The sequence below is a fragment of the Clostridium sp. CF012 genome (assembly GCF_018861755.1).
In the GTDB taxonomy this organism is placed as follows: Bacteria; Bacillota; Clostridia; order Clostridiales; family Clostridiaceae; genus Clostridium_AD.
Genome location: NZ_JAHLEF010000022.1, coordinates 24,348 through 47,296, shown reverse-complemented (window position 1 = coordinate 47,296; position 22,949 = coordinate 24,348). Strand labels below are relative to the sequence as shown.

Here is a 22,949-nt window from a genome sequence, read left to right as displayed (position 1 = left end):
GTATAATAAAAAGAAGAAAGTGAGTTAAAATTAAATGAATTGTAAGCCGAGAATAAAAGGAATAATACTTGTAATAATAGGGGCCACACTATGGGGCGTATCCGGCACAGTTGCTCAATTTTTGTTTCAGGAAAAAGGATTTAGTGCAGAATGGCTTGTTGTAATTCGCCTTCTAGTATCAGGTATAATTCTATTAGTACATGCATTTATAAAAGGAAATAAAAATTTATGGAAAATATGGGAGACCAAGCATAATTGCTGGAGTCTCGTAATTTTTAGCATTATAGGGATGGTAGGTGTGCAGTATACATATTTTGCTTCTATTAAATATGGGAATGCCCCAACAGCAACTATTCTTCAATATTTATCAGCGGTGATAATTGCTTGTTATTTAATTATCTTCAATAAAAGAATTCCAAATTTACAAGAAATAATAGCCATTATACTGGCAATGGCGGGCACGTTTTTTATTATTACGAAAGGCAATATACATACCCTATCTATTTCTAAATTAGCCTTATTTTGGGGGATTTGTTCGGCATTTACGGCAGCCTTTTACACCTTGCAACCTCGTTATCTGCTTGCTAAGTATGGTTCTACAATTGTAGTTGGATGGGGGATGCTCATTGGTGGAATAGCTTTTAGTTTTATCCATCAGCCTTGGAACTTTACTGGTCAATGGTCAATTGCATCAATATTTGCTGTTATATTTGTGGTGTTATTTGGAACCCTTATTGCCTTTTGCTGTTACCTTGAAAGTTTAAAGTACATACAACCAACAGAAACTAGTGTACTATCTTGTGTTGAACCACTATCAGCAGCCTTTTTATCTATTTATTGGTTAAAGGTCCCTTTTGGTCTACCTGAATGGGCGGGAACAGCTTGTATTATAGGTACAATTATAATTTTGTCTCAAGTTAAAAATAAAGAAAACCAGGCAAATTTAACAATTTAAACATTTTATATTAAAGTGAAAAAGAGCCTAATTGGCTCTTCGCATTGTTATAATAATCTCCTAGGTTCTTCTTCTTCTTCTACCTGAAATTATATCTACGACTATGGCGATTGTAGCTATTACAAGTAACCAATGGATCATAAGCCCACCAACACTAAACATAAATCCTAAGAACCAAAAACATAGTACTATTCCACCTATCCAACTTAAAAAACCCATCCAAAACACTACCTTTCATAAATATATATATTTATTAAATCTCTTTAAATATTATAATGACCCAAATTTCATTATGTATACCTATTGCGTTGACAAATATAAACAATGTTAGTATAATAAACAGTGTTCACAAGAAAGGGGGCGCAAATATGGGAATAATCGAAAGGCGAGAATCAGAGAAAGAAGCTATAAGGGAAAAAATATTTGACAGTGCCAGTAAACTCATATTAGAGCTTGGCTACGAAAAGCTTTCTATTAGAAAACTGGCAAAGGACATTGAATACTCTCCTGCTATGATTTACAACTACTTTAAAAATAAAGATGACATTATAAAGGCAATTACCAGTGATAACTATCATAGAATATTTAAAGAGCTTTTATGTATTGATTTTATAAGTATGACACCTAAAACAGCTTTGAAAACAGGCCTTTTAAAACTCTCGCAGCTACTGTTAAAGCGAAGAGAACATTTTAAAGCCACACTTTTAAGTGGTGTTAATGCTACAGATGAGGCATCTAATGATAACGAAGCTATGAATTTACTTATACTTATTTTAAAGCGAGGAGTTACACTCGGAGATTTTGTCATAGATAATACGAAATTCACAGCGGTTTTGCTAACTACAGGTGTCTTTGGTATGGTGAATATGATTGTGCTAAATAACATTTATGATGAAAATATAATAAATACTACAATAAATTCTTATGTAGAAATACTTGTTAAAGGGGTAGGTAAATAATTATGAAATTCAAAAAAACTATAAGTATACTTGTATTATGTATTGCAAATACCGTTGTTATTAATATCCAATTATTTTACTCGCAAAGGCTCATTTAAAGGGAAACTTCTATTGACTGGTACTTTAGGATATTTTCTTTACACATTTATGTCATACACATTTTTATGGATGTATAATAAGTTTTTTATCATTTATGTTTTGTTAATGTCACTCAGTTTATTTGGTTTTATTCTTGCAATGATGTCATTTGATATTGATAACATTGCTCTAAATTTCAAAAAACAACTGCCAGTAAAACTAATAGGAGGATTTCAATTATTCCTTGCTTTTGCTATAGGAATGTTATGGCTTGGGAAAATAGAACCATCAATTTTCAAGGGAATAACAAAGCTAACATGTATTTCTGCTATGATAATAAATTTAGCTTTAAATAACGTGAAAATGAGCATAATTGAGATAGTCATTTTCCCAATGTTTAATTTATTAGCTATAATATGTTTAATTATTTTAATGAAAAACACAATAGAACCAAATAATGTAACTGTTACTAGGTAAAGATAGTAAAATAAAATTAGAAAACTTTGTAAAAGTTAGTGAGGGTAACTACTGAAATATATTAATATATTTCAGTAGTTTTTTTTGCGAAGTTTTAACAATTCATGTATGCTCTATTAGTAAATCACAAAAATCCTTTAAATAGTGAATTTATAGTTATGACTACAAAGAAGAATAATTAGTTTTATGAGGTTGAGATGGTAATAAAAGTTAAAGATAAGCTTATAAATATATTATGCATTAAAAATTTAAATTAAGAATATTGTGAATGCTATATTGCTATAGCACAAGAATGGAGATGCTTTATGGTTAAAATGCTACTAGGGTCACTAATTTTGTTAGTATCATATTTTGCTTTCATTTATTTTTCTGATGTTTTGAAAGCAACAAAGCTCAGGAAAAGGGCGAATAAAAATTTTATTGCTTTTGGTATAATAGGTTTTATAGCAAATTTTTTTGATACTTTAGGTGTAGGAAGCTTTGCTATTATAACCTCCATAGTTAGATTTTTCAAGTTGACTGATGATAGAACTCTTCCTGGTACTTTAAATGTATCTTGTTCAATTCCTACAGTTTTGGAGGCAATTATTTTTTTAACTGTGATTAAAGTTGATATAATAACATTGTTTTCAATGATTATGGCCGCAGTTTTGGGTGCAATAATTGGAGCAGATATTGTTGCAGAATTTGATATAAGAAAAGTAAGAATTGGAATGGGACTTGCATTAATTATGGTTGCTATTACTATGATTTCTGGTCTGCTACATTTTATGCCGGTTAGCGGAACAGCTGAGGGGCTAACGGGAATTAAGCTTATGATAGCCATTGGTTGTAATTTTATACTTGGAGCACTAATGCAACTTGGTGTTGGTCTTTATGCTCCTTGCATGGCATTAATTTATGCACTTGGAATGAATCCTCTTGCTGCTTTTCCAATAATGATGGGCTCCTGCGCTTTTCTTATGCCTGCGGGATCTGTTCAATTTGTAAAAAAGGAAGCATACGATAGAAAAGCATCTATAGCTATTACATTGTTTGGAAGTGTTGGAGTATTAATTGCTGCATATATGGTTAAATCACTGCCACTAAATATTGTTAAATGGTTAGTATTAATAATTGTAATCTATACAGCCATTATGATGTTAGGATCTGCTCATCAAGCACGGAAAAATACATGAAAAATTGATAGGGATATAATATTAGGCTAAAAAAAACTAATAATCTTAGAGTAATAGTCTCTCAATTACTTGTTTATATTTTCGCTACAGAATATAATAAAAGAAATAAATGTTGAAGTTACTATATTAAATTTAAGTGGTAAATTATGATTTTATCTTTTATCCAAGGGGGAATTGTTTTGTTAAAAAAAGTTAAACAATCTAATATTCATAAAGAGATTAAGGTAATAACCGATGAACATACTACAGTTATTCTTGAAGCAAAAAAACAATTATCACAATCTATGGTATGGAACCTACAGAGTGACTTTTTTGCAAACCAGGGTCCGGAAGCCTGGATTCGCGGAATTGTACCTCAATATATAACAACTAATCCTTATATAGCGAACCTATATGCTAAAACTATATTTGGATATTGCAGAGACTATGTTACAAGGACTGATATAGATAAAAACTCCACCATATACATAATGGAACTTGCATCTGGTGTAGGAAGGTTTACCTATACCTTTCTTAAAAGATTTTTACATATAATTGAGAGTTCTTCGCTAAAAGGGTTGAAATTCAAATATATAGTAACAGATTTTTCTGAAAAAAATATTGAATATTGGCAGAAGCATAGCTTTTTAAAGCCTTATTTTGACTCTGGAATACTTGACTGCGCAACCTTCGATATAACGCAAGATGATCAGCTTAAATTAAGAAACAGTGGTGAAATTTTAGCCCCTGGCAATTTAAAGAATCCTTTAATTTTAATTGCTAACTATACCTTTGATAGCCTTCCGCAAGATACCTTTTATGTAAACAAGGGAGAGATTTTTGAAGGTTTAATTACAATAACTTCTACGGATGATTTGGCAAGCTCAGAGGACAAATCAATACTAGCAGGCTTAGATTATTACTATACAGATAACCAAATTCAAGGTGATAATTATTATGAAGATGATGATTTCAATGATATCCTTTTATATTATAAAAATCGCTTAGAGGATACATCTTTTTCATTGCCTATAATGGCCCTGCGTTGTATCTCTAGATTAAAAAGAACGTTTAATGATGACATAATTTTAATTTCAGCAGATAAAGGTTATAAAAATGAAAAATCCATGTTAAATAACTCTCATCCGTTTTTATCAAAACATGGATGTATTTCTATGACGGTTAATTTTCATTCCATGGAACAATATTTTAAAAATATTGGTGGAAAAGCAATACATAGTATCTATGAACATGAGAATGTAAACATGTCACTATTTTTATTAACTAGTAGCACTCATGATTTTGTAGAAACTACAATGGCCTATGATGAAATAATTGAAAGCATAGGACCAGATGATTTTTATATATTAAAAAAAGCAGTTGTGCCACTATGCGAATCTTTAGAAACAAAGCAGATACTAACCTTTCTTAGGTTTACAATTTGGGATGCAAGAACCTTTCAAGAAGTCTATAACATATTACTTGAAAGAATAGATACGCAGGAAGATTTCCCAATAGAAGAGCTAGTTACAGTAATGAATAGTGTTTGGGAGCATTATTTCCCTATTGGTGAAGAAGGGGATTTAGCATTCTATTTAGGCTTATTGTTTAGTTATATTGGCAAGGATAGTGATGCCCTAAGATTTTTTGAATATTCACATGAATTATATGGTGCTACTGCTGAGATCTACTATAAAATTGCGGTTTGCTTTTATAATCTGTGTCAAATTGAAAAAGCCTTAGAGTATACTGATAAATCACTAGCCTTAGATCCGATTTTTGAAGAGAGCATGACCTTGAAAATTTTAATTCAAAATCAAATAGAATAAAACCTTAAAAACTCTTCTCAATCGAATATTATATTGAGAAGAGCTTTTTTTAATACATTAATTATCTAGTATTGAAAAAATATTTTTTGAGACTGTAGATATATCATCCCTACCATCAACGGTAGATAGTGAATGATTTGTCTTATAATAATCTATTAGAGGATGGGTTTGACTCGTATATACATTAAGCCTTTCATTGACTGTCTCTTCATTATCATCATTTCTTTGAATCAGTTTACTAGCACAAAAGTCACAGATACCTAATTCTTTAGGTGGATTAAATTTTATATGGTAGCTCCATCCGCAGGAAGGACATATTCTTCTTCCTATATTTCTTTCGAGTATAAATTCGCTGGGAACATCGATTAGAAGTACAACATCTAAGGTATTGTTAATACCCTGTAGAAATTTACCAAGTTCCTCCGCTTGAAAAACTGTCCTTGGAAATCCATCTAATAGAAAGCCGGTTTTGCAATCCTCTCTCACTAGTCTATCTTCTACTACTTGAATAGTTAGATCATCAGGTACCAGCTGCCCTTTATCAATATATTCTTTTGCTTGTGCACCGAGTGGAGTACAGGTGGAAATGTTCATTCTAAAAATATCTCCAGTTGATAGATGGGTTATGTTGTATTTCTCACATATTAGCTTTGCTTGAGTACCTTTTCCAGCTCCAGGGGCACCTAATAAAATTATTCTCAAAATAACGCCTGCTACCTAAAATCGTAACAAAACAATTTAGCACTCTATTACTTAAATAGAGTGGTGGTATCATTGTATAATGATTAACCACAGTGCAGGATTTTCACCTACCTTTCTTATTATATTTTGAAGTATACCTTTAAATATTTGCAATGTACAAAACGCAGTCGTTAAACTATAAATGTTATATACTAATTATACAATATATTTAATAAATTACCAATTAAGAATAGTTTTGACTTCTATATATTGAAAAAGAAAAATTATATATTTCGAAAGATTGAAAGAAAAGAAAATTTAAAAAAATGAATTAATGCAGTTGACAAACTGCATTAATACGCATATAATAAAAAACAATATAATAAATAAAGCGAAGACGGAGAGAAAGATATCACAGTTGAAACCACAGAGAGCCAATGGACGATGAGAGTTGGCGTTGATACTGATATGGAATAATCACTCCTGAGCTGCTGAGTTGAACTTGAAACTATTGGGATGAAAAGTTGCAAAAGATCCATAGTTTCGCATTAAGTAAACGAAGACGGTTGCCTCCGATATAGGGCTATGGTTGTAGAAATTTATTTTCAAATTGATATTTCTTTTGACCAGAAACAAGGAGGTGATTTATAATTTTAAATTACGAACTAGGGTGGTACCGCGAAATCTTTCGTCCCTATAAACACATATTTAGATATGTGTTTATAGGGATGGAAGATTTTTTTATTTGCTCGGAAAAGGGGGTATTGTAATGTATAAAACAATAAGTGCTAAGGTGGAACATGGTATAGATGCACTAGTAAGAATTACCAATACGTTAAGAAGAAAGGAATTTCAAATAAGAGAACTGGTAATGACAGAAGGTGAAATAGGTGGCTATTCGGATTTGAGGATAACAATAGAAGAAAATACTAATTTAGGCATAGAACAAGCAATGATGCAGCTTAGAAAAATTATAAATGTATATGAAATCAAAGAGTTTGAGGGGGAGAATTAAATGACAAAAATGTATTATGATGGTGACGGAGATTTAGGTTTATTTAGAGGGAAAAAGATTGCAATTGTAGGGTACGGAAGTCAAGGTCATGCTCATGCACTTAATTTAAAGGAAAGCGGAGTAGATGTAGTTGTTGGTTTATATAAAGGCAGTAATTCATGGAGCAAGGCAAAGGAAGCTGGGCTTGAAGTTTTAGAGGTTAGTGATGCGGCGAAGCGCTGTGATGTAATAATGATACTTGCTCCAGATGAATTACAAAGTAAAATTTATCTGGAGAGTATTCAGCCATATTTAAAAGAGGGAGATGCATTAGTTTTTGCACATGGTTTTAACATTCACTTTAATCAGATTGCACCTCCAGCAAATATAGATGTATTTATGGTTGCACCAAAGGGGCCAGGACATTTAGTAAGAAGAGTATATCAAGAAGGAAAAGGTGTTCCAGCACTTATTGCGGTATACCAAAATTACAGCGGAAGTGGAAAAGAACTTGCACTTGCTTATGCAAAAGGAATTGGTGCAACAAAGGCCGGTGTGCTTGAAACTACTTTTAAAGAGGAAACGGAAACAGATTTATTTGGAGAACAGGCAGTTTTATGCGGAGGGGTTACAGAACTTATTAAAGCTGGTTTTGATACGCTTACAAACGCAGGATACCAGAAAGAAATTGCTTATTTTGAGTGCCTCCACGAACTGAAACTTATTGTGGATCTGCTATATGAAGGTGGATTTGAAAATATGAGATATAGCGTCAGTGATACTGCTGAATATGGGGATTACATGGTAGGTAAAAGAATTATAAATGAAGATACGCGAAAAGAAATGGCAAAGGTACTTCTCGAAATACAAAATGGAGAATTTGCAAGGGATTGGTTAGTGGAAAACCAAATCAACAGACCAAACTTTAATGCAATTAAGAGAAGGGAACTGGAACATCCGCTAGTGGGGGTAGGCAAAGAATTAAGAAGTATGATGTCTTGGATTAAAAAATAGGAGGTAGAAATTTTGAAAAGCAAAGTGATTAAAGAAGGAATTTCTAAAGCACCTCATAGAGCACTTTTAAACGCTTTAGGATTAAGTGATGTAGAAATAGAAAGGCCATTTATTGGTGTTGTAAATTCTTTCAATGAAATTGTCCCAGGTCATATAGGGCTAAGAGAGATTGCAGAAGCAGTAAAAAAAGGAGTTCTTATTGGAGGAGGAACCCCACTTGAGTTTCCAACTATTGCAGTTTGTGATGGGCTAGCCATGAATCATGAAGGAATGAAATATTCATTGGTAAGTCGGGAACTCATTGCAGATAGTATTGAAATTATGGCAAAAGCCCATGGTTTTGATGGATTGGTCTTAATACCAAGTTGTGATAAAGTTGTGCCAGCTATGCTCATGGCTGCGGCAAGGTTAAATATTCCAGCCATTATAGTTAGTGGAGGGCCGATGCTTGCAGGAAAAATGAAGGGTAAAAAAATAGATTTGATTACTGTTTTTGAAAGCGTAGGCGCAGTATGTAGTGGGAAAATGACAGAAGAAGAACTAAGTGAATTAGAAGTTAAAGCTTGCCCTACATGTGGTTCTTGTGCAGGAATGTTCACAGCAAATTCCATGAATTGTATGACAGAGGCATTAGGAATGGCATTGCCAGGGAATGGAACTATTCCGGCGGTATATTCAGAAAGAAAAAGGCTAGCAAAAGCAACAGGAATAAAAATCATGGAGCTAGTAAAGGAAAATATACTTCCTAAGCACATATTAACTGAAAGTGCATTTGAAAATGCACTAACAGTGGACATGGCTCTTGGATGTTCTTCTAATACAGTGTTACATTTAACAGCAATAGCCTATGAGCTAGAAATGAAAATGGATTTAGATAAAATTAACGAAATTAGTGCAAAGACACCAACCCTTTGTAAATTAAGCCCTTCAGGGCCTTATCATATGGAAAATTTATATGAAGCAGGTGGAGTAACAGCTGTAATGCATGAATTGAGTAAGAAAAAATTGATTCACTTAGATGCTTTAACTGTAGCAAATAAATCACAGGGAGAACTTATAGAAAGGGCAGAAAAAGTAGGAAATGATGTAATAGCGTCTATTGACAGACCTTACAGCAAAACCGGTGGTATAGCAATTCTTAGAGGAAATTTAGCACCAGATGGTGCAGTGGTAAAGAGAGCTGCGGTAGCTAAGGAGATGCTTAAAACAAAAGCTATTGCAAAGGTTTTTGATGGAGAAGAAGCTGCAGTAGAGGCTATTTTAGGTGGAAAAATTAACAAGGGAGAAACGGTGATTATTCGCTATGAAGGCCCTAAAGGAGGACCTGGGATGAGAGAAATGCTTACTCCAACCTCCGCTTTAGTAGGAATGGGACTAGACAAGTATGTGTCCCTTATTACGGATGGTAGATTCTCAGGAGGAACAAAGGGCGCTGCAATTGGCCACGTATCTCCAGAAGCCTATGAGGGTGGACCTATTGGGCTTGTAAAAGATGGGGATGTAATAGAAATAGATATACCAGCTGGAAAACTAGAACTGCTAGTAGACAGGTCAGAACTTGAAGAAAGAAAAAAAGGAGTAAAAATAAAAGAGCATAACTACAAAGGATATATTGGCAGGTATGCAAAAATGGTTTCTTCAGCGTCAACTGGTGCGGTTTGTAAATAAGTAAAAAGTTAGAAAACACAATAATAAGAAATAATATAATTTGAAAAGAAGGTGATAAAATGCAACTGAATGGAGCTCAAATTCTATTGGAGTGTTTAAAAGAGCAGGAGGCGAATATTATTTTTGGATATCCTGGTGGATCTGTTATTCCACTATATAATGCACTTTATGATGAACTGGAATATTTCACTCACATTAGAACAGCTCATGAACAGGCGGCAGTTCATGCAGCAGATGGGTATGCCAGAGCAACGGGAAAGGTCGGCGTTTGCATTGTAACCTCAGGACCTGGCGCAACCAATACCATTACGGGAATCGCAACTGCTTATATGGATTCCATTCCAATGGTTGTATTTACAGGGCAAGTTCCCAGTAATTTGCTTGGACGGGATTCCTTTCAGGAAATAGATATAATGGGAATTACACTATCTATTACAAAGCATAGCTGTATTGTAAAGGATGAAAAAAATTTAGCAGATACAATAAGAAAAGCTTTTGATATAGCACGTAATGGAAGACCAGGCCCTGTGCTTATAGATATTCCTAAGGATGTTTTCACAAGTGAAACTGAATATACAAAGGTAAAAAATGAAATTGTAAAGCAAAAATCACCTTTTTTGATAGGGATAGAGAAAATACAAGAAGTTGCTAAAATGATTCAATGTGCAAAAAAACCTATAATCTATGCTGGAGGTGGAATAAAAACAGCTAATGCTTCAACCATATTATGTAAGTTTGCAAAAATTGGAGATATACCTGTGGTAAGTACATTGATGGGACTTGGTAGCATTCCTAGAAATCATAAATTGTCACTGGGACTGGTAGGAATGCACGGTTTTAGAGAAACAAATTTAGCAGTGACCAATAGCGATTTAATTATAGCGATTGGTGCTCGATTTAGTGATCGAGTAATTGGAAAAGCAGATGGATTTGCTCCAAAAGCAAAAATCATTCACATTGATATTGATGAAACGGAGATAGGTAAAAATAAGTTAGTAGATTTATCTTTAATCGGAGATATAAACACAATTTTGGAATCACTTCTTATATATATGGAGGCAAAAGATAGAAAGTCTTGGCATGATGAAATAGAAGGCTGGAAGGGTATGGGGGGGGCAAGTTTAAAAAACACTACTAAGGCAGAAAATAAATTTACACATAGTACTGTCCTTCGATGCTTAAATGAGGCTCTTGAGGAAGATATAATAGTTGCAACAGATGTAGGACAACACCAAATGTGGACAGCGCAGCAATGGAACTTTATGAAACCAAGAACATTTATTACCTCCGGGGGGCTCGGAACCATGGGATTTGGACTAGGTGCCGCAATGGGAAGTCAAATGGGGAATTTAGACAAAAGGGTACTTTTGGTAACCGGCGATGGAAGTTTTAGAATGAGCTGCAATGAACTTCAGACCATTTCAAAGTATAAGCTTCCTATAGTTATTGTGATAATGAACAATCAGGCATTAGGAATGGTAAGACAGTGGCAGAGAATGTTCAGTGGTGGAAGATACTGCGAAACGGATATTGAAGATGATGTGAACTATGTAAAACTTGCAGAAGCCTATGGTATTGAAGGATACAGGGTTACCAGTACAGACAAATTAAAAAATGTACTTGAAACCGTAAAAACGGGAAGAAAACCTATAATTATAGATTGTGTAATAGATAAGGATGAAGGGGTATATCCAATTGTACCTCCAGGAAAATCAATTCAAGATTTAGTTTTAAAATAAAAGGAGGAAATAAAAATGTTAAATATAAATGAAAGAATGGATAATATGGAAAATACAGAGAAAGTGGATAATTTTGAGGAAGAATTCCAAAATCCATTTGAAGTTGATAATTCAAATTACAAAGTTAACTATTTTGGATTAGGCCGTGGAGCCGAGGATTGGGAATAAAAAAACAAGCTGGTACTTTAAAAGAAATCTCTGCTTAAGGTGGGGATTTTTTACTGAACGTGGTATAATAGAAATTAAATTAAGTAGAAAGTATATTTTTTATCATTGTTATAATAGGGCGATTTATATGAAATAAGCATCACTAGTTTAAGTAGTAGCTGTTGGTGTTTATTTTAATTTAGTGTCTTAATCCTATTTTGTAGGGCAAATATGGATCGAAAGGGGATTTGCAAATGAAAAAAATAATGAGAAGAATAAAAAAAGAAATTAAAGAAAAGTCTAAGAAATATGGAACCCGTGGAACTGAAAACTTAAGCATAACTCTACTATTAACAGATAGTGAAATAATTGAATTTCAAACGGTGAACCTTGATGATCATTATATTTATGATTTAGAACAAGATGAATTATGCATAAATTATGTAGAAGAAGTTACTGAAAGTATGAAGGTTTATGTTGATGATTTAAGTCAAGTATTTGATTTGAAAAAGTTGGAAAATAATAATGGTATTTTTCAATATAATAATAAAAAATTACGGTTAATTCAAGATGCATATATAAGTAAATTAGTTGGACATGAGGGTGAATATACTGCATTAGCAATAGATAATGGAGGAAGATTATATAATATTATATGGGATATAGTAGACTTTGAAACGGAGGACAGGCTGGAAATTTGTAATTGGGATAAATACACAGTTAAAAAAATATAATTTCAATAAAAAAGGTCTAGGTATTTTACAACAATAACCCTTCACAATATGATACTGTTGTGGCACTATATAAGAAGTAGGTTAATATTCATTGTGTTTTCACAAATAAATATGAAAAAAATATTATAAGAGTCTGAAAAGTAGATTTTATTCGAAGGGTGGAAACGGAATGCCTAAATATTTAAACAAAAGCATCATTAAGAATATTTTTTTAATAGTAGTAGGAAGTTTGATATCTTCACTTGCTATTAATCTGTTTATATCCAAAGCAAAACTTTTAAGTGGTGGCGCTTCCGGTATAGCTTTAATTATTCAATATTTATTTGACTTTCCCGCTGGATATTCGATTTTATTATTAAATATTCCATTATTATTTCTAAGCTATAAATTTCTTAACGAACGATTTACTATTCTTACATTTATAGGTACAATCTCATTTTCACTGTTTTTAATTTTAACAGCTCCACTAAAAGGTGTAATTAATACAACGGATACCTTGTTATTATGTTTATACGGTGGAGCACTAAACGGAATTGGCATAGGAATAGTATTCAGCAATCACGGGTCCGCAGGAGGAGTCAATATTATTTCAGCACTTATAAAAGTGAAGCATGATAACTTTAAAATAGGACAAATATCCTTTTGTATAAATATTGTAATTGTTAGTATCGCTACATTCTTTTTTGGAGTAACCAGTGCGCTATATACTATAGCAGCTATGTTCATAACCGCTGAAGTTACTGATAGAATAATAATTGGAATTGGAACACAAAAATTAGTCCTTATTATTACTGCAAAAGAAAAAGAAATTTGTAGCGAAATCTTGTATAAAATGCATAGAGGAGTTACTTATTTATATGGGGAAGGGGCATATACTGGTAAGCATGAAAAAATATTATTTTGCACAGTGCCACTCCATGAGATCCCTGGATTAAAATTAATTGTTAAAGAAATAGACAAGGATGCTTTTATGATAACAGTTGATGCATCTGAAGTAAGGGGAAAGGGGTTTAAGAATGATTTAATATAGAACAGTTAATGTACTTTACGAAAATAGAGGTAGGGGATAAATATTTATCCCCTACCTCTATTTTAAAGTTGAATTCATTTTTTAAAGAATCAACCCCATCATAATTGTATTACCATAAACTTCATTTACATAATTATCTTTTTGAAGTATACCTTCGACTTCAAATCCAACTTTTTTATATAACTCCATGGCTCTATAATTATTTTCACTAGTCACAAGGCTTATTTTTTTAGTGACGCCATTTCCATTTGCCCACTCTATAAGATAATCTATAATTTTCCTGCCTAGTCCTAGATCACAATATTGCACTGCTATAACTATTCCAAATTCGCCTACGTGCTTAAATCTAGATTTAGGACTAGAATTAATTGTGGCTATACCAATTATCTTATGATCAATTTCTGCAAGCAATATTATTGAATTATCTTCTTTGCGGGTATTTTCTAAAAAATTCTCATACTCATTTAAATTTCTCACAAATTCATTTTTCCCAAAGGAAAGAAAATCTGTTTCTCCACCAACTAGATTATAAAAATCTATCATGATCTTTGCATCTTCTTTTGAAGCCTCTCTTATAATCGCTTCTTTCCCATTTTTTAAATACATTTTTTTCATTTAAACCAGCTCCCTCTAATTTCTCAATTGTAACAGTAATATTTCTATATACGTGCTGCTCTCTATATTTAAATTTTTCAATTTAAATATAGAGAGGGTAATTAAGCATTATTATATCATAGGCTACTTTAGTATTTTTCCTAATATGTATAATAATAATAGCGCATTATCATTGAATTAACAATAACAATTGCGCTCCTTTGAAATAAAATACCAATTTTGTAAAGTAATAAAATTGAAATAAATAAGGTTTCTTGAAGGGAAATTATGGTTTGTATCGAATTACTTTAATTATTGATATAATATTTCATTAGAAATTGTAGCAGTCCTACTTTGCACAAAGCAATTTGTAAGTCAATTTCTATTAAACTACAAAAGGAGTGTTTATTATGACAAAAAAAATAGTACTTATTTTAAACTGTATTATTGTAATAGAGACAATTACTATCTTTTTTCTAAATACACTATTAGCAAGCCTGTTCTTATTTTTAGGAGTCATAGCTAATTTTATTATTTATCAAATAATAGGCTCTTCTGGAAGCTCAAAGGAATACAACACAAAGACAGAAATAGATTTGGTAAAAGCTGCAAAAAGTGATTCATTGACATTGACAGAAAAAACACCATCTATCGTTAAAAAATTAGTCGAATTTATGGCTAATTTAAACAGATCACTATTAGTTTCTTCGTGCCAAGTTATTAGAGTTATGAAAAGTCTAGTTACAATTTCTTCGCAGCTTAAGGAGGCCTCGGTCGAAATATCAGGGGCTATAAGTGATGTAGCCAGTGACATGGGCAATCAGAAAGCAAAAGTAATGGAAATATCTAATTTACTTGAAAAAATTGTTTCTAATGTCAATGGTCAAAGTGATAAAGTTGATAAGGCATATCAAGTTAGCCAAAAGGCTAATTTGCAAGTTGAAAGCTGCAATCAAGCATCTAAGTCAATGAATAATCAAATGCTCGAGATAAAAACAGCAGTAGATAATGTTGTGAAAATTTCTGATGGGCTAGAAAAAAAATCCTCTGGAATAGATAATATTGTTGACTCGATTTTAGAAATAGCTGATCAAACTAATTTACTCGCACTAAATGCAGCTATTGAAGCAGCTAGAGCAGGGGAAAGTGGTAGAGGGTTTGCGGTAGTTGCGGGTGAAGTGAAAAAACTTGCAGATCAAGCGAAAGAGGCTGGAACTAATATTATTCATGTAACAAAGGGCATCCAAGAGGATATAACCACATCACGAAAAATGATGGATGAAGTTCAGATAAAAACTGAAATAGGAACTAATATTACAAAGGATACTATTTCAGCATTGTCTGCTATATATGAAATTATAGACACTGTATCAAATGAGTTTAAAGAAGTTAAAAAAACAAATGAAACGCTATGTGAAAATAACCAGAAAATTAAGGGCTATATAGAAATTCTTGCAGCTATTACGGAAAGGACTTCCGCTGTTAGCCAACAGATAAGTGCCTCTTCACAGGAGGTGAGTAATTCACTTATAGCAATGGATACTTTAGCTAATGAAGCATTAGGAGAAAGTTCATACCTTCAAGAAAAAATATCCGAAAGAACAATTAATGTAGAATCTTTATTAGAAATTGGTAAACATCTTCAAAAAATTGATATTGATAGAGAGCTTAAGCAAAGTGATCTAGATACCATTAAGAGTGAATTAGGTTGTGATTCAGTTTCTATAACTGATGAATTTGGAACAATTTATATATCTTCAAGTGTAAGTGATATTGGATTCAATCTATGTGGATTTAGTGCGGAAGACAAGGAGGTACTTGAAAAGAGGAGAGAAAATTTTGTTACCCCACTTATTAAAGCAGAAATGACGGATAGCTTCTGGAAATTCCTAACATGTCCTAGGCTTAAAACAAAAGGTATTATTCAATATGGGTTTTTAATAGATAGATTCATATAATTATGGCTATAGATTCATTATTTTATTATATGTGGGTCTCGATTAATGAAGAACTAGAGATTAGGAGGGTAAAATGGGAAATTCAGAAAGCATAATATCAATTAAAGATTTATATATGAGCTATGGGAGTACTAAGGTGCTTAATGGAATAAATTTAGAAATTCCTAGAGGGCAGATAATAGGATATATAGGGACTAATGGTGCTGGTAAAAGTACAACTATAAAAATAATGCTAGGGATTTTAGAAGGATATGAGGGGACAGTAGAAATACTAGGACAAGATATAAGTGACGGAAGCATAGAATATAAAAAGAAAATAGGTTACGTACCAGAGTTTGCAGATATATATGAAAACTTAACTGCTTCTGAGTATATAAGTTTTTTAGGTGAAATATATGGATTAGAGGAGGAAAAACTTATTGAGAGAGCGAAAAGGATGATGGACTTATTTGGAATTAAGGTTGTTATAAATGCAAGAATATCCTCATATTCAAAAGGTATGAAGCAAAAGCTACTTATAATATGTAGTTTGATTCATAATCCGGATATATTATTTTTTGATGAGCCTTTAAGTGGACTAGATGCTAATAGTGTTATGGTGTTTAAAGAGGTTATGAAGACTCTTGCAAAGCAAGGAAAAACAATATTTTATTCTTCTCATATAATGGATGTTGTAGAGAAGGTAAGTGATAGGATATTACTTTTAAATAATGGACGAATAGTTGCGGATGGTAGCTTTGAAGAGCTTAAGAATAATCAGAAGGAAGGTTCACTTGAAGAAATATTCAATCAGCTAACAGGCTTCAATGATCATGAAGTCATTGCTGATGAATTTGTTTCTTTGGTTTGCGAGGTGTAATTATGAAGAATTTCACCATACTTAAGATATTAGATAAATTTCAATGGTTATATAAAAGATCAGGGGTTAACTATAAGACTATGAGAATAATCCTGCAACTAAAACTAACAATGGATGGTCGTAGAGTAAGTACTGTTATGGGAAATAATAAAAAAACAGATGAGAATAAGGGAAACAATAACTATCTATTCTTATTGCTTTTTAATTTATTTATAAGTATCTTTATTGGACTCATAATGACGGGTAACATGCCAGCTATGATATCTACTAATATTGTAATAGGGATAAACCTATTTATGATGATTTCTCTTATGATATCTGATTTTTCTGCAGTGCTCTTAGATGTAAAAGAGAAAAATATATTATTACCTAAACCCATTGATAGTAAGACATTTAATGCAGCAAAAACTACTCATATATGTATTTATTTAATGGGTTTATCATTGTCACTAAATTTGATTCCCCTAGTGATTGGTACATTAAAATATGGAGCTTTGTTTTTTGTGTTATTTGCTCTGGAAAACATACTTATAGTATTAATAGTTATAGCTTTTACAGCACTTTTATATACCGTTGTTTTAAAGTTTTTTGATGGAGAAAAACTGAAGGATATAATAAACTATTTTCAAATACTATTAGCCTTTCTCTTTGCATTTGGGTATCAATTGGGTGCTAGGGTTTTTAATCTTAAAAATATGAATGTTGAATATATACCTAAATTTTACCACGCTCTACTTCCATCCATGTGGTTTGCATCACCCTTTGGAATATATATCGATGGGAATAATGAGCCATTTTTAATATTTTTGTGTACACTTGCAATACTCGGACCTATTATCCTAATGGCACTTTACATTGAAAAAGTAGTACCTTATTTTGAAAAGAACCTTCAAAAATTAAATGAAAATGGTGGGGCTGTAAGTAAGAGAAGTGAAAATATTCAAGAATTTATAGCTAGAATCGTTTGCAGGAATAAAATTGAAAAGAGTATGTTTAAATTCACTCAAAACATGATATCAACAGAAAGGAATTTGAAGCTTAAGGTGTATCCGTCTCTAGCAATGGCTTTATTTATGCCAATACTATTTATCTTTATAGATAACGGAAATGGTGAATCCTTTATGAATAATATTCAAACTGGCTATGATGGGAAAATTCATTTATTAATGTATATAAGTATATTTCTGCTATGCTTTTCTACAGCGTTTATTAATAATAGTGATAATTATAAGGGGGCGTTTATATACAAGGTATTACCCATAGAAAATCCGGGAGTAATATTAAAAGGGGCAGTAAAAGGAGCTATATTCAAACTAATAATGCCGATATTTATATTAGAGGCTATAGTGTTCACAATATTAAAAGGTCCATCAATAATTATTGACTTAATAGTAATGTTTTTAGTTCTTTTAATATCATCATTAGTGTATTTTAAAGTATCAGATAAGGCATTGCCCTTTAGTATAAAGTTTGCTACAACAGATAGTGGTAAGCTTATAATACCATCCATAGTCACAGGTTTGGTGCTTGGAGTATTTGCTTTAATTCATATAGCTATTAGAAATAATATAATATTTGTTGGAATTTATGTAGTGGTGCTTTTGATAGTTAATGTAGTACTTTGGAAAATTAGCTTTAAGGAGTCATGGAAGGACATAGAGATGTAAAGTGTGTGTATGGGAAAAATATGTATAGAGAAAAATTTATTGATTTAATAATTGAAGAGCTGATGAAATCAAGCAGGATAGATAAATGCTTGATACTCGAATGATTACAGAAAAAGGAGATAATTTTAATTATCTCCTTTTTTTATAAATTAAAAGAATCAAAACCATTCATCATACTTGCAAAAAATGCACCGAAAAACGCAAGATATAATATAAGTACAAATGCTAACACAATTAATTCAGCTTGACAATAGGTTTTCTTACTCTTGTTTACATCCTTTCCAAATGCCCAAACAAATAATAAGATTATGTTCACAAAAGGTATTGCAAGCAATAAAAATGTAATTATCCAATCTCCCAAAACCATTGGTTGATCATTGACATCCCTAACTTGAATTTGATTATTATTTTCCAAAATTAATACACCCCTTTTTACTTATCTTTAAGTAATAAAAAAACTTCCACTTCCATTTTATTCCGAATATTATAGAAATGTTACAGATAATGGGGTTGATTTATGCTATAATTATATAGTGAAAATAAGTGTTAATAAGATGCCACTGCCACGTGGGTGGTACTAAATATAGGAAGTGAATATAGTGTTAGATAGAGAGATGCATGTTCCATTATACATACAACTTAAGGAAGAATTAACTAGTAAGATTAAAGAAGGCACCTGGGAGATAGATTCTCAAATTCCCACAGAAATAAAACTTATGGAGGATTACAAGGTTGGTAGAGCTACTGTAAGGCAGGCTGTATCCTTACTTGAAAATCAAGGCTATTTGTATAAGAAACAGGGAATAGGTACTTTTGTAGGTAGAGTACAGCCATCGCTGGGATTTGAACCGCTTATAAGTTTATCATTCTCATTAAAAGCTCGAGGGATAAATCAAAAGAATATTATTGTGGATAACAGAACAATTACACCAGATAAAAAACTTTTGAATATTATGAAGTGGAAAGAAGTGAAGGACTGCTATTATATGAAAAGGATAAGGTATGCAGAGGGTATACCTATTGCTGTGGAGCATTCTTATTTTAAAGATGAATATAAAGAGGCGCTTAATAAATATGACCTTAGTGGATCTGTGGCAAAAATCATAATTGAGGATTTGAAACTTAATATTGTGAAGGTAAATCAAATTATTGAACTCAAAATACCAACAAAACAAGAAATTGAGGAACTTAGGTTAGAAAAAAATATAAAACTTTTGAATATGCAGAGATGGATTTATATTGATGGTCTTGAAGAGCCATTTTTCTATTTGAATTTTATTGTTCCAGAAAATATATATTCTTTTCCTATAGAAAACTTATAAAAATAGGTTGTAAAATATTTAAAACATTCATATACTTATGATTAGGGTGAGAGGTTCGGACGTCCTAATGTTAAGGGGTGATTATTTTGAGTAATAGTTTGCGTCGACTTGAAAATGAGATAAGAAAAAAAGTATCTCTAGATGTTCATCTTCGGGAATGGCATTCTTCTATTGTGATAGAAGGTATGGTTTTAACTTGGGATGAATTAATTAGTGCAGGGAAAATGTGTACAAACAGAGGCTATAAAGGTGTAGTAAACAGACTTAGGGTTAATAATTTAGAAATACCAAAAATGAGAAAACCGAGACTTTGTGATAAATTTTTAGATGGTAAAAAGTTTGATGTACTAATAATTGGTGGAGGAATAACGGGCTCCTCTATAGCAAGAGAACTTTCTAAATGGAAGCTTACAATTTTACTTGTGGACAAGGAAGAGGATTTGGCAATGCATGCTTCTTCTAGGAATGATGGCATGATTCATCCAGGTATTGAAAGTAGAATAGGGTCTAAAAGAGCTATATTTAATGTTAAAGGAAATCAAATGTATACTAGAATTTCTGAGGAGTTGGATGTACCCGTTATCAGATGTGGTTCTAGTATTCTATACGATAATAAATGGCTAGCAATGTCGAAACCTGTGCTAAATATACGAGCTAAAAAAATGGGGGTAATTGGGGCCAGGTTTTTATCAGCGGAAGAAGTACTTAAAAGAGAACCCAATATTGCAGTGCCAATTGCTGGAGCTATTCATTTTGATACTACAGGAGTAACGTCTCCCTACAAGATGACAGTGGCTTATGCAGAAAATGCAGTGGAGAATGGTGCTGAATTTTCACTTAATACTGTGGTACTTTCAATAAAGAAGAATAATGAAAAGATTATAGGTGTAGAAACAAATAGGGGAACTGTAATTCCAAAAGTAGTTATTAATGCTGCTGGCGTTTTTGCAGATAAAATCGCAGATATGGTAGACGATCAATTCTTTTCTATTCACCCAAGAAAAGGAGAAATAATTTTTCTTGATAAAAAGAAGGGAAGACTTATTAATGGAGTTATAGCAAAACCAAGTTTAGCGTTATCGGCGGGAAATACTAAGGGCGGAGGAATAGTAAAAACAGTAGATGGAAATGTGTTAATTGGCCCAGATGCCTACGAGCAACCCTTTACTGAAGATTTTACAACTAACATGAATAATATAAATGCACTAATGAAAAAACATTTTCCTATAATAAAAGGTTTTAGTCCTTCTGATGTAATTACCTATTGCGCTGGCATAAGGGCTGCTACTTATGAAGAGGATTTTGTCATTGAAAGGTCTGAATGCGTTGGAAATCTAGTATATGCAGCTGGAATTCAATCTCCAGGTTTTGCCTCAGCACCTGCTATAGCAGAAGAAATAGAAAGGATAACTTGCAAAGTTTTATCAGAGGTTATGGAAGTTAAGGCAAAAGAAAACTGGAATCCTAGAAGAAAAGCTATTCCAGATTTAAGTAAGATGGACTATGAAACCAGAAGCAAAATAATTAAAGAAAATCCTTACTATGGTGAAATTGTTTGTAGATGTGAGGGAACAAGTAAGGGTGAAGTAATAGATGTAATTAACTCCATAGTACCAGTATATACAGTAGATGGAATTAAGAGAAGAGTAAGAGCAGGTATGGGAAGATGCCAGGGCGGCTTTTGTCTTCCAGTAGTTATGAATATATTATCTGAGGAGACAGGGTTAGCAATGACAGCTATAACCAAGAAAGGAAATAACTCAAATATATTAGTAGAAGAAACAAAAAACAGTGCTGAATATGAGGTGAATATGAATGAAGAAATATGATGTTTTAGTTTTGGGTGGCGGTCCGGCTGGTCTTTCAGCGGCAATAGCAGCTTTTGATAAGGGAATGAACACCCTAATAATTGAAAGAGAAAAAAGACTAGGAGGAATACTAAAACAGTGTATTCACGATGGCTTTGGACTGGTTACATTTAAAGAAAAATTAACTGGGCCGGAGTATGCAGAAAGGTTTATAAAATTAGTTATGGAAAAGAATATTCCAATGCTTCTGAATAGTTTTTTGATTGACGTAGAAAAAGCAGATGATGGGTTTAAGCTTACTGTGGTAAACTCAAAAAATGGTGTAGAACGTATATGGACTAAATCATTAATACTTGCCAGTGGGTGTAGAGAAAGAACTGCGAAGCAGGTTTTTATAAACGGTACAAGACCTGCAGGCATATTAACAGCTGGAACTGCTCAACATTTAGTAAATATTGAAGGGTATCTACCTTGCAAGAATTGTGTGATTTTAGGCAGTGGAGATATTGGTCTTATAATGGCAAGAAGACTTACCTTAGAAGGTGCGAAGGTATTGGGAGTTTATGAGGCGAAAGGTACTCCGTCTGGACTATCCAGAAATGTTGCTCAATGCTTAAATGACTTTAATATCCCCCTTCATCTATCAACTACTATAACAAAGGTAATTGGAGATGACAGGGTAAAAGCAGTTGAAATAGCTCAGGTAGATGAAAAAATGCAACCCATAAAAGGAACAGAAAAAATAATAAAATGTGATGGAGTAATACTTTCAGTGGGCTTAATACCTGAAAATGAAATAGCAGAAATGCTAGGAGTTAACTTCGATTATGCAACCAAAGGTCCTGTGGTAGATCAGAATTTCATGACCAACGTGGAAGGTGTGTTTTCTTGTGGAAATGCATTGCATGTAAACGATTTAGTGGATTATGTTTCTGAAAGTGGAAAACTTGCGGGAGAAGATGCTTGTGATTATGTTGTGGGAACTCCTGCTCGTAAATTTATAGATGTAAAAATGCTTGGGAGTGAATTTTTATATGTTGTGCCTCAAAAAATTGATATAAACTCTAAAAATAAAAGCGCAGTTTTGTATTTTAGATCTAGGGATGTTAGAGATAATATGGTGGTTATCATTAAATCAGGAGATAATATATTATTTACAAAAAGATATATGAAGCTTAAACCACCTGAAATGGAAAGGGCTCATTTGGATTTAGAAGTTGATTTTTCTAGTGGCAAGGTAGAAATTTTAATGGAAGCGTTTTAAAGGGGGGGTATCTAG

22 protein-coding genes and 1 other annotated feature are annotated in these 22,949 nt (G+C 32.5%); of the genes, 18 read left to right on the top strand and 4 right to left on the bottom strand.

Going from position 1 to position 22,949, the window contains the following annotated elements:
• Positions 1 to 34: 34 nt before the first annotated feature.
• Positions 35 to 955: a DMT family transporter gene (locus KPL50_RS17435; protein WP_216299821.1), complete on the top strand. Its 921-nt coding sequence runs from the start codon at positions 35 to 37 to the stop codon at positions 953 to 955.
• 60 nt (positions 956 to 1,015) lie between these two features.
• Here the strand turns inward: KPL50_RS17435 and KPL50_RS17430 are convergent, their stop codons facing one another.
• Positions 1,016 to 1,174 (bottom strand): lmo0937 family membrane protein, encoded by a 159-nt coding sequence (locus KPL50_RS17430; RefSeq protein ID WP_216299820.1) that lies wholly within the window; start codon positions 1,172 to 1,174, stop codon positions 1,016 to 1,018.
• Between the two features lie 149 nt (positions 1,175 to 1,323).
• Between KPL50_RS17430 and KPL50_RS17425 the strand changes: the two genes are divergently transcribed.
• From KPL50_RS17425 to KPL50_RS17410, 4 genes are all read left to right on the top strand, one after another.
• Positions 1,324 to 1,914 carry a TetR/AcrR family transcriptional regulator gene (locus KPL50_RS17425; RefSeq protein WP_216299819.1) on the top strand — a complete coding sequence of 197 codons (591 nt, stop codon included), beginning with the start codon at positions 1,324 to 1,326 and terminating at the stop codon, positions 1,912 to 1,914.
• A 204-nt stretch (positions 1,915 to 2,118) separates the two neighbouring features.
• Entirely contained in the window at positions 2,119 to 2,469 is a 351-nt protein-coding gene (locus KPL50_RS17420; RefSeq protein ID WP_253200684.1) for a hypothetical protein, read from the top strand.
• A gap of 305 nt (positions 2,470 to 2,774) precedes the next feature.
• Positions 2,775 to 3,647 carry a sulfite exporter TauE/SafE family protein gene (locus tag KPL50_RS17415; protein ID WP_216299817.1) on the top strand — a complete coding sequence of 291 codons (873 nt, stop codon included), beginning with the start codon at positions 2,775 to 2,777 and terminating at the stop codon, positions 3,645 to 3,647.
• Between the two features lie 179 nt (positions 3,648 to 3,826).
• Positions 3,827 to 5,455 (top strand): tetratricopeptide repeat protein, encoded by a 1,629-nt coding sequence (locus KPL50_RS17410; protein WP_253200683.1) that lies wholly within the window; start codon positions 3,827 to 3,829, stop codon positions 5,453 to 5,455.
• Positions 5,456 to 5,512: 57 nt separating this feature from the next.
• Here the strand turns inward: KPL50_RS17410 and KPL50_RS17405 are convergent, their stop codons facing one another.
• Complete coding sequence (locus KPL50_RS17405) at positions 5,513 to 6,157, bottom strand: adenylate kinase (RefSeq protein ID WP_216299815.1); 645 nt, start codon at positions 6,155 to 6,157, stop codon at positions 5,513 to 5,515.
• 364 nt (positions 6,158 to 6,521) lie between these two features.
• Positions 6,522 to 6,835: a binding site (T-box leader), on the top strand.
• 70 nt (positions 6,836 to 6,905) lie between these two features.
• Here KPL50_RS17405 and KPL50_RS17400 point away from each other — a divergent pair.
• The 7 genes from KPL50_RS17400 (at position 6,906) to KPL50_RS17370 (ending at position 13,462) form a co-directional block, all read left to right on the top strand.
• The gene (locus KPL50_RS17400; RefSeq protein ID WP_216299814.1) at positions 6,906 to 7,151 is read left to right on the top strand and encodes an ACT domain-containing protein; all 246 of its coding nucleotides are present in this window, start codon (positions 6,906 to 6,908) and stop codon (positions 7,149 to 7,151) included.
• Positions 7,152 to 8,144 carry a ketol-acid reductoisomerase gene (gene ilvC, locus KPL50_RS17395; RefSeq protein WP_216299813.1) on the top strand — a complete coding sequence of 331 codons (993 nt, stop codon included), beginning with the start codon at positions 7,152 to 7,154 and terminating at the stop codon, positions 8,142 to 8,144.
• A 12-nt stretch (positions 8,145 to 8,156) separates the two neighbouring features.
• Positions 8,157 to 9,812, top strand: a complete 1,656-nt coding sequence (gene ilvD, locus KPL50_RS17390; protein ID WP_216299812.1) for a dihydroxy-acid dehydratase — start codon at positions 8,157 to 8,159, stop codon at positions 9,810 to 9,812.
• Positions 9,813 to 9,871: 59 nt separating this feature from the next.
• Positions 9,872 to 11,551 (top strand): biosynthetic-type acetolactate synthase large subunit, encoded by a 1,680-nt coding sequence (gene ilvB / locus KPL50_RS17385; protein ID WP_253200682.1) that lies wholly within the window; start codon positions 9,872 to 9,874, stop codon positions 11,549 to 11,551.
• A 15-nt stretch (positions 11,552 to 11,566) separates the two neighbouring features.
• Positions 11,567 to 11,719, top strand: a complete 153-nt coding sequence (locus KPL50_RS17380) for a hypothetical protein (protein WP_216299811.1) — start codon at positions 11,567 to 11,569, stop codon at positions 11,717 to 11,719.
• Between the two features lie 233 nt (positions 11,720 to 11,952).
• Positions 11,953 to 12,432 carry a hypothetical protein gene (locus KPL50_RS17375; RefSeq protein ID WP_216299810.1) on the top strand — a complete coding sequence of 160 codons (480 nt, stop codon included), beginning with the start codon at positions 11,953 to 11,955 and terminating at the stop codon, positions 12,430 to 12,432.
• Between the two features lie 169 nt (positions 12,433 to 12,601).
• Positions 12,602 to 13,462 (top strand): YitT family protein, encoded by an 861-nt coding sequence (locus tag KPL50_RS17370; protein WP_216299809.1) that lies wholly within the window; start codon positions 12,602 to 12,604, stop codon positions 13,460 to 13,462.
• Between the two features lie 81 nt (positions 13,463 to 13,543).
• Here KPL50_RS17370 and KPL50_RS17365 read toward each other — a convergent pair whose 3' ends face one another.
• The gene (locus tag KPL50_RS17365) at positions 13,544 to 14,077 is read right to left on the bottom strand and encodes a GNAT family N-acetyltransferase (RefSeq protein WP_216299808.1); all 534 of its coding nucleotides are present in this window, start codon (positions 14,075 to 14,077) and stop codon (positions 13,544 to 13,546) included.
• Between the two features lie 389 nt (positions 14,078 to 14,466).
• Between KPL50_RS17365 and KPL50_RS17360 the strand changes: the two genes are divergently transcribed.
• The 3 genes from KPL50_RS17360 (at position 14,467) to KPL50_RS17350 (ending at position 18,540) form a co-directional block, all read left to right on the top strand.
• Positions 14,467 to 16,014, top strand: coding sequence for a methyl-accepting chemotaxis protein (locus KPL50_RS17360; RefSeq protein WP_216299807.1), 1,548 nt, complete (start codon positions 14,467 to 14,469; stop codon positions 16,012 to 16,014).
• A 73-nt stretch (positions 16,015 to 16,087) separates the two neighbouring features.
• A complete protein-coding gene (locus tag KPL50_RS17355) occupies positions 16,088 to 16,873 on the top strand; it encodes an ABC transporter ATP-binding protein (RefSeq protein WP_216299806.1) in 786 nt (261 codons plus the stop codon).
• A 2-nt stretch (positions 16,874 to 16,875) separates the two neighbouring features.
• On the top strand, positions 16,876 to 18,540 hold the full coding sequence (locus KPL50_RS17350) for a hypothetical protein (RefSeq protein WP_216299805.1): 1,665 nt from the start codon (positions 16,876 to 16,878) through the stop codon (positions 18,538 to 18,540).
• Positions 18,541 to 18,682: 142 nt separating this feature from the next.
• Here KPL50_RS17350 and KPL50_RS17345 read toward each other — a convergent pair whose 3' ends face one another.
• Complete coding sequence (locus KPL50_RS17345; RefSeq protein ID WP_253200681.1) at positions 18,683 to 18,955, bottom strand: hypothetical protein; 273 nt, start codon at positions 18,953 to 18,955, stop codon at positions 18,683 to 18,685.
• A gap of 184 nt (positions 18,956 to 19,139) precedes the next feature.
• Between KPL50_RS17345 and KPL50_RS17340 the strand changes: the two genes are divergently transcribed.
• The 3 genes from KPL50_RS17340 to KPL50_RS17330 all read left to right on the top strand — a co-directional run bounded on the left by KPL50_RS17340 (position 19,140) and on the right by KPL50_RS17330 (position 22,934).
• Positions 19,140 to 19,862, top strand: coding sequence for a GntR family transcriptional regulator (locus tag KPL50_RS17340; protein WP_216299804.1), 723 nt, complete (start codon positions 19,140 to 19,142; stop codon positions 19,860 to 19,862).
• Between the two features lie 86 nt (positions 19,863 to 19,948).
• Positions 19,949 to 21,691: an NAD(P)/FAD-dependent oxidoreductase gene (locus tag KPL50_RS17335; RefSeq protein ID WP_216299803.1), complete on the top strand. Its 1,743-nt coding sequence runs from the start codon at positions 19,949 to 19,951 to the stop codon at positions 21,689 to 21,691.
• On the top strand, positions 21,678 to 22,934 hold the full coding sequence (locus KPL50_RS17330; RefSeq protein ID WP_216299802.1) for an NAD(P)/FAD-dependent oxidoreductase: 1,257 nt from the start codon (positions 21,678 to 21,680) through the stop codon (positions 22,932 to 22,934). Before KPL50_RS17335 ends, KPL50_RS17330 begins: the two co-directional genes overlap by 14 nt.
• Positions 22,935 to 22,949: the final 15 nt, after the last annotated feature.